Source organism: Jiangella endophytica, assembly GCF_003427025.1.
In the GTDB taxonomy this organism is placed as follows: Bacteria; Actinomycetota; Actinomycetes; order Jiangellales; family Jiangellaceae; genus Jiangella; species Jiangella endophytica.
The window spans coordinates 25,434-41,325 of record NZ_QVAI01000014.1; the positions used below are offsets into that span (position 1 = coordinate 25,434).

Below are 15,892 nucleotides of genomic sequence, written 5' to 3' on the forward strand. Positions count from 1 at the left end.
GAGTTGCCTCCCCGGCATAGAAATGAACTAAACGGTGTAGTAAAGTCTAGGCACATGAGCGAACCCGTGGTCAAGAGCGAGGGCCGGTCCGCCCGCAAGCACCGCGACATCATCGAGGCCGCCACCGAGGTCTTCCTGGCCCAGGGCTACGCCGGCACCAGCATCGACCAGATCGCCGCACGGGCGGCCGTCTCCAAGCCGACCGTCTACAAGCACTTCTCCGACAAGCAGGCACTGTTCACCGCGATCGTCACGCACACCGTCGACGAGGCGGCCGAACCGGTGCACGCCGAGGTCACGAGCCTGCGCGACACCGGCGACGTCGCCGCCGACCTGCGCGACCTCGCCCGCCGGCAGCTGTCCATGGTCATGCGGCCGCAACTGCTGCGACTGCGGCGGCTGGTCATCGGCGAAGCCGGCCGCTTCCCCGAGCTGGGCCGGCTGTTCGCCGAGCGCGGGCCGGCGCGCACGATGGCCGGCCTCGCGGCGGCGTTCCGCGGGCTCACCGAACGCGGCCTGCTCGCCGCCGACGATCCCGGCCTCGCGGCCGCTCACTTCAACTGGCTGGTGATGTCGGTCCCGCTGAACCACGCCATGCTCACCGGCGACGACACCCCGCCGCCGGCCGCGGAGATCGAGCGCTACGCCGACGAGGGCGTGCGGGTCTTCCTCGCCGCCTACGCCCCACCCACCCCAGGACGTTGATCTTGGAGTTGTTCGGCGTTACGGTCCGGTTTGTCCGATAGATGGCCGAACAACTCCAAGATCAACTTGGTTGGTACCGTGGGTCGGCGCCGTGAACCGCACCTTGGCGGCGTCGGTCGTGGAGACGACGTAGCGGCGCTGCCGGTCCTTCCTCGCCGACCTCAGGTTGGACGGGGTCACGCAGAGCGGCTCCCCCGCCCTCGGCACGCCGTCATCGATGTGGACGGGACGAACGCGAGCTCCTTCGCACCCGGCACGTAGCCGGCCACGAACGAGTGGATCGTGTGCTCGGCGACGAGATACTCGTTCTGGACCGAGCCGTAGCCGTCGCCGAAGACGATGCGGTAGCGGCCGGGGGTGGTCACAGCGCTGTCGAACAGCCGCCGCAGCTCGGCGGCGAACACGCTCACGTGCCCTCGCTCCGCGGGCAGAGATCGGCCGGGCCACCCGAAGGCGGCCCGGCCGAGTTTCTCCCGATCCCTGATGGTCTCAGAGCTTCTCGTAGATCTCCCGCATGAGCCGCGCGGTCTCGCTCGGGGTCTTGCCGACGGCGACACCGGCGGCCTCGAGGGCCTCCTTCTTCGCCTGCGCCGTGCCGGACGAGCCGGACACGATGGCGCCGGCGTGGCCCATGGTCTTGCCCTCGGGCGCCGTGAAGCCGGCGACGTAGCCGACGACCGGCTTCGTGACGTGCTCCTTGATGTAGGCCGCGGCCCGCTCCTCGGCGTCGCCGCCGATCTCGCCGATCATGACGATCGCCTTGGTCTCCGGGTCGGCCTCGAACGCCTCGAGCGTGTCGATGTGCGTGGTGCCGATGACCGGGTCGCCGCCGATGCCGACGGCCGTGGAGAAGCCGATGTCACGCAGCTCGTACATCATCTGGTAGGTCAGCGTGCCGGACTTGCTGACCAGGCCGATCGGGCCGGCGCCGGTGATGTCGGCCGGGATGATGCCGGCGTTGGACTTGCCGGGGCTGATGACGCCGGGGCAGTTCGGTCCGACGACGCGGGTCTTGTTGCCCTTCGACTGCGCGTAGGCCCAGAACTCCGCGGTGTCGTGCACCGGGATGCCCTCGGTGATGACGACCAATAGGCCGACGCCCGCATCTACCGCTTCAACGACGGCGTCCTTGGTGAACTTCGGCGGGACGAACGCGACCGACACGTTGGCGCCGGTCTTGTCCATGGCCTCGGCGACGGTGCCGAAGACGGTGAGCACGGCGTCAGGGCTGAACTCGGTGAAGTCGAGCTCCTGGCCGGCCTTGCGGGCGTTGACGCCGCCGACGATCTTCGCGCCGGCCTTGAGCATCCGCTGCGTGTGCTTGGTGCCCTCAGCGCCGGTGATGCCCTGGACGATGATCCTGCTGTTCTCGTCGAGGAAGATTGCCATGACTCTCGTCGCCCCTACTTCGCTGCCGCGAGCTCGGCCGCGCGTCGCGCGGCGCCGTCCATGGTGTCGACCTGCTCGATGAGGCCCTCGGGCGCCTTGGCCGCGAACTCCGACAGGATGCGCCGGCCCTCGACGGCGTTGTTGCCGTCGAGGCGGACGACCAGCGGCTTGGTGACCTCGTCGCCACGGCTCTCGAGCAGATCGAACGCGTGCACGATGCCGTTGGCGACGGCGTCGCAGGCGGTGATGCCACCGAAGACGTTGACGAAGACGCTCTTGACCTCGGGGTCGGACAGGATGATCTCCAGGCCGTTGGCCATGACCTCCGCCGACGCGCCGCCGCCGATGTCGAGGAAGTTGGCCGGACGAATCGGACCCGACCCCTGATCCAGTTCAAGGCCCGCGTAGGCGACGACGTCGAGCGTCGACATGACCAGGCCGGCGCCGTTGCCGATGATGCCGACCTCGCCGGACAGCTTGACGTAGTTGAGGTTCTTCTCCTTGGCGCGCGCCTCGAGCGGGTCGGCGGCGGCCTTGTCCTCGAACTGCGCGTGCTCCTCGTGCCGGAACTCCGCGTTCTCGTCGAGGCTGACCTTGCCGTCGAGCGCGACGACCTTGCCGTCGGGCGTCTTCACCAGCGGGTTGACCTCGACAAGCGTGGCGTCCTCGCTGGTGAACACGGTCCAGAGCTGCTGCAGGATGGCGATGACCTGGTCGCGGACGTCGGGACCGAATCCGGCGGCGTCGGCGATCTCGGCCGCCTTCGCGGCGTCGACGCCGGCGATGGCGTCGACCGGGATGCGCGCCAGCGCCTCGGGCCGCTCGACCGCCAGCTGCTCGATCTCCATGCCGCCCTCGACGCTGGCCATGGCCAGGAAGGTGCGGTTGGCGCGGTCGAGCAGGTAGGAGACGTAGTACTCCGCGTCGATGTCGCTGGCCTGGGTGACGAGCACCCGGTGGACCGTGTGGCCCTTGATGTCCATGCCGAGGATCGCCCCGGCCTTCTCGGCGGCCTCGTCGGGGGTCTCGGCCAGCTTGACGCCGCCGGCCTTGCCACGGCCGCCCGTCTTCACCTGCGCCTTGACGACCACCTGGCCGCCGATCTCGGCCGCCGCGGCACGCGCGTCGTCGGCCGTCTCGACCACGGACCCCGGCAGTACCGGGACCTCGTGCTTGGCGAAGAGCTCCTTCGCCTGGTACTCCATCAGGTCCACGCGAATCCATCCCTTGTGTCGGCCGCGATTCGAGGGCAGCCTATCCGCGCTCGCCCGCAGCCACACCGAGAGGGTCGATGCCGGCGCCTTGACCTGCAGCACGCTCGAACTCCTAGCGTCCGGCGCATGCGCTATCGACTGCTCGGACCGACCGGCCTGCGGGTCAGTGAACTCGCCCTCGGCACCATGACCTTCGGCGACGACTGGGGCTGGGGTGCCCCGGCCGGCACCTGCCGCAAGATCCTCGACACCTACGCGGCCGCCGGCGGGAACCTCGTCGACACGGCGAACAACTACACCGACGGTTCGTCCGAGTCGATCCTCGGTGAGCTGCTGACCGGACGCCGTGACGAGTTCGTGCTCGCGACGAAGTACAACTCGCTCACCCGCCCGGGCGACCCGAACGCCGCAGGCAACCACCGCAAGAACCTCGTGCAGTCGGTGGAGGCGAGCCTGCGCCGGCTGCGGACCGACCGCATCGACGTGCTGTGGGTGCACGCCCGCGACGTGTTCACCCCGGTCCCGGAGGTGATGCGGGCGCTGGACGACCTGGTGCGGGCCGGCAAGGTGCTCTACGTCGGCGCGTCGGACTGGCCGGCGTGGGAGGTCGCGCAGGGCGTGACACTGGCCGAGCTGCGCGGCTGGTCACCGTTCGCCGGGGTGCAGGTCCGCTACAACCTGCTGGAGCGCACCGTCGAGCGGGAGTTCGTCCCGATGGCGGAGTCGCTGGGCCTGAGCGTGCTCGCGTGGGCGCCGATGGCTGCGGGCCGGCTCACCGGCAAGTACCTCGACGGCGGCAGCGGCCGGTTGGACACCCACGACTGGGACAACCGCGACGACCACAACGCCGACGCCGTGGTCCGCGCCGTCGTCGAGATAGCCCGCGACGGCGGCTGGACGCCCGCGCGGGTCGCGATCGCCTGGCTGCTGTCACGGCCGGGCGACGTCGTCCCGATCGTCGGCGCGACGTCGGAGGCGCAGCTGACGGACAGCCTGGGCGCGCCCGGTGTACGGCTGCCGGAGGAGGCGCTGGCCCGGCTGGACGAGCTGAGCCGGGTGCCGCGCGGGTTCCCGCACGACTTCCTCGACTCCCCCGGCATCCGCGAGATCGTGTACGGCGACCGGTGGCGGCAGCTGGACGACCGCCGCGGCACCGGCCGCCACCTCCTGAGCTGATCAGCCGACCGTCACGGCCTGGCTCGCGGTGACGCCGTTCACCGTCACCGTGACGGTGGCGCCGCCGGACCGCAGCCCCTGGATCGTGCCCGCCGCCGGGTCGACGGCGACGACGGCCCAGCGCGGCGCCTCGTCGGCCGGGCCGACGTGGACGCCGGTGCCGCCCCACTGCGCCGACACCGGCCACTGGACCGGCACGGTCCGCGCACCGTCCTGCTCGACCGCCGCCGACACCTCGCCGGTCGTGCCCGCGGCCAGCGACGCCGGCGCCTGCAGCGCGATCGCGTCGACCCGGGCCCGGACCTCGGCCCGCAGCCAGTCGTCGTCGTTGCCCTCGCCCTCGGCCGGGTCCAGGCCGAGCAGCGTCCAGCCGGTGAAGCCGCCGTTGTCCGGGGTCGAGGACGGGCCCTTGCCGGAGTTGCCGTTGACGATGAACGGCACGCCGTCGACCGAACCGGCGTCGAACACGCCCACGTGGGCGCCGACGAACGCCGCGGACTTGCCGCTGTCCGCCTCGAAGCCGGCCAGCCAGGTCTCCAGCATGGCGGCCTCACGGCGGTCGGCGAGCTGGCTGTTCGCCGTCGGCAGCGGGTCGTTCGGCGGGTGGTGGGCGAAGACCAGCACACCGGTCACGTCGTCGTCCGCGGCGGCCTCGTCCAGCGCGTCGCGCAACTCCGCCAGCTGATCGAACCCGCCACCGCGCAACGTGCCGAACGCGGAGTTCAGCGTGATGATCCGGGTGCTGCCGTCGGCGGTGGGCAGATCGACGGTGTGCTGGGTGGCGCCGAACTCGTCGATGAAGTTGGCGATCGGGCCGCCCTGCACCTCGTGGTTGCCGGGCACGTAGTACCAGGGGAAGCCGACGCCGGCCAGTTCCTCGTCCAGCACCCGGCGAGCGAGGTCGAAGTCGATCGGCGCCGCCTCGTCGACCAGGTCACCGTTGATGACCAGCGCGTCCGGGTCCTCGGCGACGATCTCGCGGAGCGTGCGGCGGGCGGCCGCGACGATGTCGCTGTCAGGGTCGCGCCCGACGAACTGGGAGTCGCTCATGACGGCGATGCGCTGGCCGGCGTCGTCGGCGCTGCCGTTGGTGACGATGACCGGATCGGCGAACCGCTCGGTGGCCGGCAGCTCGACCTCGGGCGCGATCTCGACGGTGATGTCGCTGAACGACGTCTCGCCGGTGTAGCTGCGCGCGCCGGAGGCCTCGACGGCGTAGACGTCGCGGAACCGCAGCGGGTACGCCGTTCCCGCCGGGACCGGGAAGCTGAGCTGCTGCCAGCCGGTGAACGTCGTGTAGCCGCCGTTCAGCGTGAGCAGGGTGCCGTTGGGGTCGTAGACGCGCATCCGGATCCAGGTGCCCTGGCCGTCGCCCTTCACCCACGCCTTGATGTTCTGCGGCTGCCCGGGCAGGGCGAACTGCGCCGGAGGAGCCGCGTACGCGGCGCGGGTGTTCGGCCCGGTGAAGTCGTACGTGAGCCGGACACCGTCGCGGCCGTCCGGACCCTCCGTGGGGGCGATGGCGCCGGTGGCTCGGGCGAAGCTGACCGTCCAGCCGGCGGCGTCGCCGAACGTCGCGACCGGGACCTCGGTCAGGCCGACGGTGACGGCGACACTGGTCTCGACGCCGGCGGCCTCGAGCGTGACCAGCGCCGAGCCGGTCTCGACCACCGGCCGCACGCTGAAGCCGTCGCCCTGCGGCACCAGCTCGACGACGCCCTCGCCACCGGTGACGGTGACGTCGGCGGGCTCGATCGGCGCGCGGTAGCCGTCGACGTCGTACCCGGTGAGCGCCAGACTGCCGGTGCTGTCGGCGCCGGCCAGCGGGAGCAGCGTGGCGGTCGGCTCGAGCCGCCGCAGCTCGCCCAGCACCGTGATGCCGAGTGCGCCCGTCGCGCCCCGCAGGTCGGCGAGCACGTCCGCGTCGCCCGGACGGAGGCCGGTGACGACCGCGCTGTCCGGGGTGGCGCCGCGCAGCACCGACGCGACCCTGCGGTCCGACGTCGACCACCGCGGCCGTCCGTCGACCGGCGCGAACGTCTCGTCGTGGCCGAGCGCCTCGACGGTGCGGGTGAGGCCGGGGAAGACGCGGTCGGTGTTCTCGGCGTCGCCGGCCAGGACGCGGAAGCCGTCCAGCTCGCCGGTGCCCTGGGCCGCGAACAGCGCCAGGCCGTTGGCGACCGACCGCTCACTGCCGTCGGACGGGGTGTTGACGACGGTGCGGTCGTCGGTGCCGGGGTCGCGGACCACGAGCGTGGACGAGCCGCCGCCGTCGATGTTCAGCGCGTCGTAGGCGCCGAGGTCGGACATCAGCTCGGCGAACTCGCCGAGCGTCATGCCGCGCGAGTGGGCCTGCTTGCCGTCCAGCGACACCAGATACATGGTGCGGCCGTCCTCGGACAGCCCGATGGCCGTCCGTGCGGCCGGTTCGGTGTCGTTGAAGCTCCGCTGTACGCCGTCCTCGACCAGCAGGTGGTTACCGCCGACCGCGACCACCACGTCCTCGAGGTTCGAGCGCGGAGCGTAGGAGACGTCGACGGTGTCGCCCGGCTCCAGCGCGAGCAGGGATGTGGCGCCGGCGTCGCGGCCGACCAGAACGACGGTGTCCGGAGCGATCGGGCCGGCGCCCAGCGTGGTGCCGACCGCCGTGACGACGCCGTCGACGACCGTGGCCTCGGCGCGGCTCGTGGCGGAGCCGACCGTGTTCGCGCGGGTGTAGCTGCCCCACTGCGACGTGAAGACGCCGATGCCGTTCGCCGGCAGGCCGAACGTGTTCACGCCCGCCAGCCGCAGGTTGACGCCGTCGCCGGTGACCGCGGTGCCCTCGAGGAAGACCTGGGCGAGCGCGGCGGCGCCGCTGCTGGACACGGCGAGCGCGTTCTCGTGGCCGGCGGTCGGCCCGGTGACCACGCCCTCGTCGCGGCTCACCCCGGCGCCGAGCGGCGCGTTGGAGTTGTTGATGTCGTAGAAGTCGCCGTTGATCGCGGCGGTCGCGCCGCTCGCCTCGGCCAGCGACCGGACGGTGGCGGTCTTCGTCACCTCGCCGGAGTACTGGTAGTCCAGCGTGACGCCCGAGTCGAGGTCGACCTCGAGGATGCTGCCGGCGTTCCAGCCGCCGTCCTCGAGCCGGGAGAACGTCGTCAGCTCCATCCCCGGGGCGATGGTCTGCCGGCCGGTGTCGGCCAGGACCGACTCGCCGGGACGGGTGAGGTCGCCCGGTTCGACGGCGACGGCCGCCGGGACGACGAGCAGGCCGCTGGTGAGAAGGGCGGCGGCGAGGGCGGCGGTGCGCGCACGATCACGTCGATTCAGCACGGAGTTCACCCCATCGATGCCTGACGACCCGCCATCGAGCACCGGGCCGCAACTCGGTGAATTTCCGGCAAACCTTACCGAGTCAGGGCATAGCAGTGCTATCGGTGGAAAGGATTTTCAGGACGAGCGGGACTCAGGACGCCTGAGCGCGGTCACGCAGAGTGTCGACCCACTCGACGATCTCCAGGGTCGAGGCGCCCGGGGTGAACACGCGGGCGACGCCGAGCTCGGCCAGCAGCGGGATGTCGGCGTCGGGAATGATGCCGCCCCCGAACACCACGATGTCGGCGGCCTCGCGCTCGGCCAGCAGCTCGAGCACGCGCCTGAACAACGTCATGTGCGCGCCGGAGAGGATGGACAGCCCGATGGCGTCGGCATCCTCCTGGATGGCCGCCTCGACGATCTGCTCAGGCGTCTGGTGCAGCCCGGTGTAGACGACCTCGACGCCGGCATCGCGCAACGCGCGCGCCACCACCTTGGCGCCGCGGTCGTGCCCGTCGAGACCGGGCTTCGCGACCACGACGCGCAGAGGACGCCCCTCGGCCATGACTACCTCCAGGAACACCACTGATCCGACGGATGTTCATGACAGTACCTGCAGACGAGACCGGCACCGTCCGTTCGGTGGAGGCGGACTCCTCAGGTTGGACGAACGTTGCCCGATGTGATGCAGATCACATGTCACAGAGCGTTACGAACCTTGCATCGGCAAGGTTGATCAAGGTTTCCCCGTCGGTCGAGGTCACGACCCGATTACGGGCTACGCAGCGTCGCTTCCAGCGTCACAGTGCGTGATCACCACGCAAAACGCTGAGGAGGAGGCGTTTGGCAGGACCCCTAGGGGGCGGTTAATGTCCTCCGAGTCCTTACCCCCGGCGAAAGGTCCTGGCGTGTCGCAACGCTCCGGCAGCGGGCGTCACCGTAGCCGCCGCAGGCACGTCAGTGTCCCGTCGGTGGTCGGCTCCGTAGCGGTAGCAGCAGCGGCCTCTGGCGCCCTGGCCATGCCTCACGCGGTCGGGTCCACGGACAGCGCCGACGGGCTCAACGCCGTCGCGCAGCGCCCCCAGGAGACGGGACACCCGACCGAGGGTGGCGCGCTCGACAGCCTGGTCGCCGCTGAGCAGTCGCTCGCGGCCGAGACCGGCGAGGTGGCCCAGGAGGCGCACAGCCGCATCGTCGAGCAGCAGCGCATCGAGGCCGCCGAGGCGGCCGCCCGCGCTGAGCGCGAGGCCAAGCGCTGGCTCCTCCCGGTCGACGACTACCGCATCACCGCCGGCTTCGGCGCCGGCGGCTCCATGTGGTCCAACCGGCACACCGGCCTCGACTTCGCCGCACCGACCGGCACCGAAGTACGGTCGCTCTCGTCCGGCGAGATCATCTTCGCCGGCTACGACGGCCCGTACGGCAACAAGATCGTCATCCGTCACTGGGACGGCACCGAGACCTGGTACTGCCACCTTTCCCGCTTCGTCCTCCGCTCCGGCGAGGTCGCCCCCGGTGAGGTCATCGGCCGGGTCGGCTCCACCGGCAACTCGACCGGGCCGCACCTGCACCTCGAGGTCCACCCCGACGGCGGCGACCCGGTCAACCCCCGCTCCTGGCTCGAGGAGCAGGGCGTCAACGTCTGACGCTTCCTCAGTTCTTTCGTACCCACCCGGCGCGTTCACATGCGCCCCGGTTCGTCGGCGTTCGTACCGTTCGCCGCTGTGCGCACCGTTCGCCGTCGCGCCACCGTTCGCCGTCGCGCCGTTCGCCGTCCCCCTGCTGCCCCATTCTCTTGCCGCGACCGCGCGCCTCAAGCGGACTGACGGGCGCTTCGCGCCGGCGATGACCGCTTGACCCGCGGCCACGCGGTCTAAGAACGGGCAGCTATCAGGGGTGGACGGGGCGAGTCTGGACACGCCTCGAGGCGCACTGGCGTGGCCCAGGGATCCAGCGGGTCCGGTGCCCAGGATCCAGTGGCCGCCATGGTCCAGGATCCAGCGGGTGCAGGGTCAGTCGTCGGTCTGGCTACCGCGAGCCCCTGGCCCGGCCGCACCCACCGCCGGCCTGACCGCCGCCAGCCGTCGGCTCGGTCGCGCCCGCCGTCGGCCCGACCACTGCCGGCCGTTGACCCGCTCCGTTCACGTCGGCGTGCTCCGTGGTGAGAACGGTGATCAAGAAGCGACCCACAAGAGCATTGGAAGCACGAAACGCCCGTGAGCACCGGTTCACGCACCACTTCACCAGGCGTTCTCCCACTCCACCAGGCATGCACGCCTCGCAGAGCGGGAGAACGCCTAGTGAAGTAGGCGATCGTTGATGATCATCGCTGTCCACAAGCCACCAACGGCACCACCGCCACCACCGGCACCAGCAGCCCCAACGGCACCGGTGGCGTCGAGGCGACGGCCGCCGATGAGCCGGTCGACGTCCGCGCACGACCGTGGCGTCGGCTGCGGAGCACGAGGCGTGCCCGCACGGACACCCGACCAACGCCACGAACCACGGCCAACGCCGCGGACGACGACGGCGAACTAGCCCAACTCGTCAGCCAGCTCCAGCCAGCGTTCCTCCAGCGTTTCCCGCTCCCCGTGCACCGACCGCAGCTCGGTGTCGAGCGCCAGTACCTTCTCGTGGTCGGTGGCGTTGTCGGCGATCCGCTCGTGCAGCGTCTTCTCACGCCGCTCCAGCTTCTCCAGGTCGCGCTCGATGCGGGCGATCTCCTTGCGCACCGCCCGGGTGTCGCCCGAACGCGCCCGCGCGCCACCAGCCGCGGCCTCGGACGCCGCCAGGTCGACTTGTTCGCGGCGCAGTTCCAGGTACTGGTCGACCCCGCGTGGGAGCTGGACGACGCGGCCGTCGCCCAGGAGGGCCCAGACGGCGTCGGTGACGCGCTCGAGGAACCAGCGGTCGTGGCTGACGACGACGAGCGAGCCGGCCCAGCTGTCGAGGACGTCCTCGAGGACGTTCAGCGTCTCGACGTCGAGATCGTTGGTCGGCTCGTCGAGGAGCAGCACGTTCGGCTCGCTCATCAGCAGCCGCAGCAGTTGCAGCCGGCGCCGCTCGCCACCGGACAGGTCGCCGACGACCGTCCACTGGCGCTGGCCGGCGAACCCGAACCGCTCGAGCATCTGCCCGGCCGTGACGGTGTCGCCGCCACCGAGCTGGACCTCGCGGCGGACCTCCTCGACGGTCTCGAGAACTCGCTTTCCCGGATCGAGGTCGACGACCTCCTGATCGAGGTGCGCGACGGCGACGGTACGGCCGATCTTCACGCGCCCGGAGTCGGGCGCGAGCGAGCCGTCGAGCAGCCGCAGCAGCGTCGTCTTGCCGGCGCCGTTGACGCCGACGATGCCGGCGCGGTCGCCCGGGCCGAGCCGCCACGTGACGTTGTCGAGCAGCGTCCGCCCGCCGAGCGACACGGTGACGTCCTCGGCGTCGAACACACTCTTGCCCAGCCGCGTCGTCGCCATCTTCGCCAGCTCATACCGGTCGCGAGCTGGGGGTTCGTTCTCGATCAGGGCGTTGGCGGCGGAGATGCGGAAGCGCGGCTTCGACGTCCGCGCGGGCGGGCCGCGGCGCAGCCAGGCCAGCTCCTTGCGCAGCAGGTTCTGCCGTCGCGCTTCGTCGGCGGCGGCCAGCCGGACCCGCTCGGCCCGCGCCAGGACGTACTCGGCGTAGCCGCCCTCGTAGGAGTGGACGGCGCCGTCGACGACCTCCCAGGTGGTCGTCGCGACGGTGTCCAGCAGCCATCGGTCGTGCGTCACCATGACGAGAGACCGGTTTCCCGCGGCGAGGTGTCTCGACAGCCAGTCGATCGCCTCGACGTCCAGATGGTTGGTCGGCTCGTCGAGCAGCACGAGGTGGTCGTCGCCGATGAGCAGGCGGGCCAGCGCCACCCGGCGACGCTCGCCACCGGACAGCGGACCCACGAGTGCGTCCATCGACAGCCCCGGCACCAGGTGCGCCATGACGTCGCGGATGCGGGCGTCGCCGGCCCACTCGTGCGTCGCGCGGTCGCCGATGACCGTCTGGCCGACCGTCGCCGCGGGATCGAGCTCGTCGCCCTGGCCGAGCCGCCCGATGCGCAGGCCACCGGTGCGGCTGGCCCGGCCGGTGTCGACCTGCTCGAGGCCGGCGAGCACCCGCAGCAACGTCGACTTCCCGCTGCCGTTGCGCCCCACGATGCCCACGCGGTCGCCGTCGGCGACACCGAGCGAGACCCCGTCGAGGATGAACCGGGTGCCGTAGGCCAGCGAGGCCGACTCGAGGTTGATGAGGTTACGGGGCGCCATGTCGCGCCAAGCTTACTTTCCCTCGTGGGACTCGCCGCGGCCCGGGACCTCGCCGGTAGGCATCGGCCGAGTCCCTCACGCCGGGCAGTAGTGCCGGTTCTTGCCGCCCACCTGCTCGAGCCGGTGCTCGGACATCGGGTGGTGACACAGCGGGCACTCGACCTCTCGCACGGTGCGCGGCGGCGCGTCGTCCTGCCGGCCGAGGTCGGCGGGGCCCAGCAACGGCATCAGCACCTCGGTGAGCCGGCCGTACCACGGCAGCTTCCTCTTCATGCCTTAATAGTTAGCACACTAATCAATCGCGTGCGATAGAGTGTGACCATGACGACAGACCTCGGTGACGATCCGCTGGCCCTGGACCGGCAGGTCTGTTTCGCACTGGCCGTCGCCGCCCGCAGCGTCATCGGGCTGTACCGGCCGCTGCTCGAACCGATGGGCCTGACCCATCCGCAGTACCTCGTCATGCTCGCGCTGTGGGAGCGCGAGCCGCGTTCCGTCAAGGACCTCAGCGCCACCCTGCAGCTGGAGTCCGCCACGCTGTCCCCGCTGCTCAAGCGGCTGGAGGCGGCCCACTACGTCTCGCGACGGCGCAGCGCCGACGACGAGCGGCTGCTGGTGGTCGAGCTGACGGACGCCGGCCGGGCGCTGCGCGACGAGGCCGAGAAGATCCCCTACGCCATCGTCGAGCGGCTCGGCATGCCGGTGTCGGAGCTGGAAGACCTGCACGCCTCGCTCACCCGGGTCATCGCGGCGACGTCTCCGGGGTGAGGTCGACGGCGTCCAGGTGCGCCCGCTGCCCCTCGCGGTCGAGGATGGTGAGCACGTCCGCCGGCCCCTCGTGCGCGACGATCGCGTGCGGCGCCATGGTCGAGAACTGCGCCGCCTGACCGGCCGCCACCAGGATCACCCGCTCGCCCAGGTACAGCCGGATCGTCCCGGACAGCACCGTGAACCAGTCGTGGCCCGGGTGCACGCGCAGTCGCTTCGGCCGGGTCAGCCGGGTGATCCGCATCTTGGCGACGGTGAGCCCGTGCGGCCCGTCGTCACGTGACAGCTGCCAGATCGTCGCGCCGTGCTGACGGTCGTGCCGCGGCCGGATGACGACGTCGGCGTCGTCGACCGGCTCGACCAGCTGGTCGAGCGTGGTGTCCAGCGCACGGGCGATCGGCACCAGCTGGTCGATCGAGATGCGCCGTCCGCCGGTCTCGATGCGGCTCAACGTCGACGGGCTCAGGTGGCAGCGGGCGGCGAGCGCGTCCAGCGACCATCCCTTGGCCTGCCGCAGCCCGCGGATCCGGGCCCGGATCACGGCGTCGACGTCCGGCTCCTCTTGCGTCATCGGCAAGACTCTATGCGATCAGCGCACTGGTCGCCTACCGTCACCGGTATGAGCCACGATCACCACCACGACGACACCTCGTTCGCCGACCTGCTCGACCTCGACGGCGACGTGCTGCACGAGTACTGGGCCGACGCGCTGAGCTTCGTACGCCGTGCGGCCGGCGACGACCAGCGGCAGCGCATTGTCGACCTCGGCGCGGGGACCGGCACCGGCACGCTGCGGCTGGCGCACCGCTTCGCCGGGGCCGAGGTGATCGCCGTCGACGCGTCGGCCGAGATGCTGCACCGCGTCCGCGCCAAGGCGCTGGACCAGGGGCTGGCCGACCGCGTCACGACGATCCACGCCGACCTCGACGAGGGCTGGCCGGTCCCGGGCCCGGTGGACGTCACCTGGGCGTCGCTGTCCCTGCACCACCTGGCCGACCCCGACCGCGTCCTGCGCGACGTCCACGCCGCGACCCGGCCGGGCGGGCTGATCGCCGTCGCCGAGTTCCCGGTCCAGATCCGGTTCCTGGCGGACGAGGCGGGCTCCGCGCTGGAGACGCGGTTGCTGGAGCTGTTCGGGCGGCATCAGGCCGAGCGGCTGCCGGAGCTCGGTTCGGACTGGGCGGCGCGACTGACGGCGGCCGGGTTCACGCTGCTGGACGAGCGGACGTTCGACATCGACCTCGCGCCCGCCCCTCCGGCGGCCGCCGACTACGCGGCGATCTGGTTCGGCCGGGTGCGGCGCCACGCCGACGACCTCGACCCCGCCGACGCGGCCGCCCTGAGCGCGCTGCTCGACGGCGACGGTCCCGGCTCGCTGCGCCGCCGCGAGCTGCGGATCCGGGGCGCCCGGACGGTCACCCTCGCCCGCCGCTGACGCCCCCACCCGCCCCTAGCCACGTTGACGCCTCACCCACGTTGACGCCTCACCCACGTTGACGCCTCACCCACGTTGACGCCTCACCCACGTTGACGCCTCACCCACGTTGACGCCTCACCCACGTTGACGCCTCACCCACGTTGATCTTGGAGTTGTTCGGGTATCCATCGGGCATTTCGGACCGCAGACGCGAACAACTCCAAGATCAACGTGGCTGGGTGGGGGTGCGGGCGCCGGCGAGCAGGTGGATCGACAGGTGCGGCGCCGCGTGCTCGGCGATCCGCGCCGTCCGCAGCGCGAGGTCGTTGAGCGTGGTGTCCTCGCGCGCGGCCGCCCCCAAGGGCCCTTCGATGCCGGCGACGACGACGTCGGTCAGGCCGGCGGCCGACAGCTCGCCGCGCAGTTCCTCCGGATCGTGGTTGTAGGAGACCAGGTCGAACTCGTTGCCGCGGTCGTCGTGTCCGTGCCGGAGCACGGCGTCCAGGTGGCGCTGGATCTCCGGGTCGGCCAGCTCGCCGCGTGCGGCCCGGACGGCGGGCTTGGCCCACCGCGACATCGCGGCAGCCACGACGACGCCGCCGGGCCGGCACACGCGCCGCGCCTCGGCCAGGGCCTGGAGCCGTCCCGGCGCCTCCGGCAGGTGGTAGAGCGGCCCGAGGAGCAGCACGGCGTCCATGGAGCCGTCGGGCTGGGGCAGCTCACGGGCGTCGCCCACCTCGGCCCGCAGGCCGCGGGCGCGCGCCTGCTCCACGTGCCAGGGCACGAGGTCGACGACCTCGACCCGGTGGCCGAGCTCCTCCAGCCACTCCGCGTAGCGCCCGGATGCGCCGCCGACGTCGAGCAGCCGGGCGGGCGGGTCCGGGAGCCAGCGCAGCAGCAGTTCGCACGTGCGCTCCCACTCCACCCGATTGCGCTCGGACAGCATGCGGCCGTCCTCGTCGCCGGCCTCGTACACCGCGCGCAGGTCAGCTCCAGCCATGTCGCCGAACCTACCCGGACCGCCGGTTGAGCGCCGTCCGCCACGGATGCTCCGGCAGGGTCAGCGCGAGCGCTTCGTCCAGCCACGTCCGCGCCGCCCGGTCGAGCACGGGGAGCACGACGGCGGCGTCGATCTCGTCCCTCGGCCGTGGCCGCTTCGCCTTGTAGAACAGCTGGATCTCCGGGCGCAGGTACGGCAGCCCGTCCGCGTTGCGCCGCCCGATCGACGCGACCGGCGCGCGCAGCCGCCCGTCGCGCCGCGACGTCCACACCCCGCCGGCCGCCTCGTCGATCATGAACTGCAGCTCCCAGGCCGGCGACGACGGACGCCGGCACCAGATGTCGTGGACATGCCCTGGCAACGGCTCGCCGGGCGGCCAGGGCCGCAGCCGCCCGGGCGGATCGGCGGCCCACAGCTCCCAGCCCGCCAGCGCGTCGTGCAGCTCGTCGGCCGCCGGGCGCAGCACCAGCACGTCGACGTCGCTGTGCGGCCGCCAGGACCGGCCGACGGCCAGCTCGAGGGCGTACCCGCCGGCGATCCACCACGGCCCGGCCCAGCCGGCCAGCTCGGCGGCGACGGCGGACGGGGTCAGCGGCGCCCAGCGGTCCAGCGGCGGATGGTCCGGCACGAC

At 71.7% G+C, this 15,892-nt stretch carries 15 protein-coding genes; 5 read left to right on the plus strand and 10 right to left on the minus strand.

The window, feature by feature from the left end; translation table 11 throughout:
• Positions 1–54: 54 nt before the first annotated feature.
• Entirely contained in the window at positions 55–705 is a 651-nt protein-coding gene (locus tag DZA62_RS24520) for a TetR/AcrR family transcriptional regulator (RefSeq protein WP_116951580.1), read from the plus strand.
• Between the two features lie 176 nt (positions 706–881).
• Here DZA62_RS24520 and DZA62_RS24525 read toward each other — a convergent pair whose 3' ends face one another.
• From DZA62_RS24525 to sucC, 3 genes are all read right to left on the minus strand, one after another.
• Positions 882–1,115 (minus strand): hypothetical protein, encoded by a 234-nt coding sequence (locus DZA62_RS24525; RefSeq protein ID WP_116951581.1) that lies wholly within the window; start codon positions 1,113–1,115, stop codon positions 882–884.
• Between the two features lie 79 nt (positions 1,116–1,194).
• Positions 1,195–2,094, minus strand: a complete 900-nt coding sequence (sucD, locus tag DZA62_RS24530; protein WP_116951582.1) for a succinate--CoA ligase subunit alpha — start codon at positions 2,092–2,094, stop codon at positions 1,195–1,197.
• Positions 2,095–2,108: 14 nt separating this feature from the next.
• Entirely contained in the window at positions 2,109–3,308 is a 1,200-nt protein-coding gene (sucC, locus tag DZA62_RS24535) for an ADP-forming succinate--CoA ligase subunit beta (protein ID WP_116951583.1), read from the minus strand.
• A 126-nt stretch (positions 3,309–3,434) separates the two neighbouring features.
• Between sucC and DZA62_RS24540 the strand changes: the two genes are divergently transcribed.
• Positions 3,435–4,484 (plus strand): aldo/keto reductase, encoded by a 1,050-nt coding sequence (locus tag DZA62_RS24540; RefSeq protein WP_116951584.1) that lies wholly within the window; start codon positions 3,435–3,437, stop codon positions 4,482–4,484.
• Here the strand turns inward: DZA62_RS24540 and DZA62_RS24545 are convergent, their stop codons facing one another.
• A complete protein-coding gene (locus tag DZA62_RS24545; RefSeq protein WP_198664145.1) occupies positions 4,485–7,799 on the minus strand; it encodes a phosphodiester glycosidase family protein in 3,315 nt (1,104 codons plus the stop codon).
• A gap of 133 nt (positions 7,800–7,932) precedes the next feature.
• On the minus strand, positions 7,933–8,346 hold the full coding sequence (locus DZA62_RS24550; RefSeq protein WP_116951585.1) for a cobalamin B12-binding domain-containing protein: 414 nt from the start codon (positions 8,344–8,346) through the stop codon (positions 7,933–7,935).
• A 454-nt stretch (positions 8,347–8,800) separates the two neighbouring features.
• On the opposite strand from DZA62_RS24550, the gene DZA62_RS24555 reads away from it, so the two are divergent.
• Positions 8,801–9,427, plus strand: coding sequence for a M23 family metallopeptidase (locus DZA62_RS24555; protein ID WP_157987883.1), 627 nt, complete (start codon positions 8,801–8,803; stop codon positions 9,425–9,427).
• A gap of 888 nt (positions 9,428–10,315) precedes the next feature.
• On the opposite strand, the gene DZA62_RS24560 is transcribed toward DZA62_RS24555, so the two are convergent.
• Both DZA62_RS24560 and DZA62_RS24565 read right to left on the minus strand, forming a co-directional pair.
• Positions 10,316–12,076, minus strand: a complete 1,761-nt coding sequence (locus tag DZA62_RS24560; RefSeq protein ID WP_116951587.1) for an ABC-F family ATP-binding cassette domain-containing protein — start codon at positions 12,074–12,076, stop codon at positions 10,316–10,318.
• 75 nt (positions 12,077–12,151) lie between these two features.
• On the minus strand, positions 12,152–12,349 hold the full coding sequence (locus tag DZA62_RS24565; protein WP_116951588.1) for a hypothetical protein: 198 nt from the start codon (positions 12,347–12,349) through the stop codon (positions 12,152–12,154).
• 48 nt (positions 12,350–12,397) lie between these two features.
• On the opposite strand from DZA62_RS24565, the gene DZA62_RS24570 reads away from it, so the two are divergent.
• A complete protein-coding gene (locus DZA62_RS24570; RefSeq protein ID WP_116951736.1) occupies positions 12,398–12,844 on the plus strand; it encodes a MarR family winged helix-turn-helix transcriptional regulator in 447 nt (148 codons plus the stop codon).
• Here the strand turns inward: DZA62_RS24570 and DZA62_RS24575 are convergent.
• Positions 12,819–13,415, minus strand: a complete 597-nt coding sequence (locus tag DZA62_RS24575) for a helix-turn-helix domain-containing protein (protein WP_116951589.1) — start codon at positions 13,413–13,415, stop codon at positions 12,819–12,821. The two genes, DZA62_RS24570 and DZA62_RS24575, sit on opposite strands and share 26 nt — an antisense overlap.
• Positions 13,416–13,463: 48 nt before the next feature.
• Between DZA62_RS24575 and DZA62_RS24580 the strand changes: the two genes are divergently transcribed.
• Entirely contained in the window at positions 13,464–14,279 is an 816-nt protein-coding gene (locus DZA62_RS24580) for a class I SAM-dependent methyltransferase (protein WP_116951590.1), read from the plus strand.
• A gap of 208 nt (positions 14,280–14,487) precedes the next feature.
• Here DZA62_RS24580 and DZA62_RS24585 read toward each other — a convergent pair whose 3' ends face one another.
• On the minus strand, positions 14,488–15,261 hold the full coding sequence (locus tag DZA62_RS24585) for a class I SAM-dependent methyltransferase (protein ID WP_116951591.1): 774 nt from the start codon (positions 15,259–15,261) through the stop codon (positions 14,488–14,490).
• A gap of 10 nt (positions 15,262–15,271) precedes the next feature.
• The gene (locus DZA62_RS24590; RefSeq protein ID WP_198664146.1) at positions 15,272–15,889 is read right to left on the minus strand and encodes a nucleotidyltransferase domain-containing protein; all 618 of its coding nucleotides are present in this window, start codon (positions 15,887–15,889) and stop codon (positions 15,272–15,274) included.
• Between the last annotated feature and the right edge of the window lie 3 nt (positions 15,890–15,892).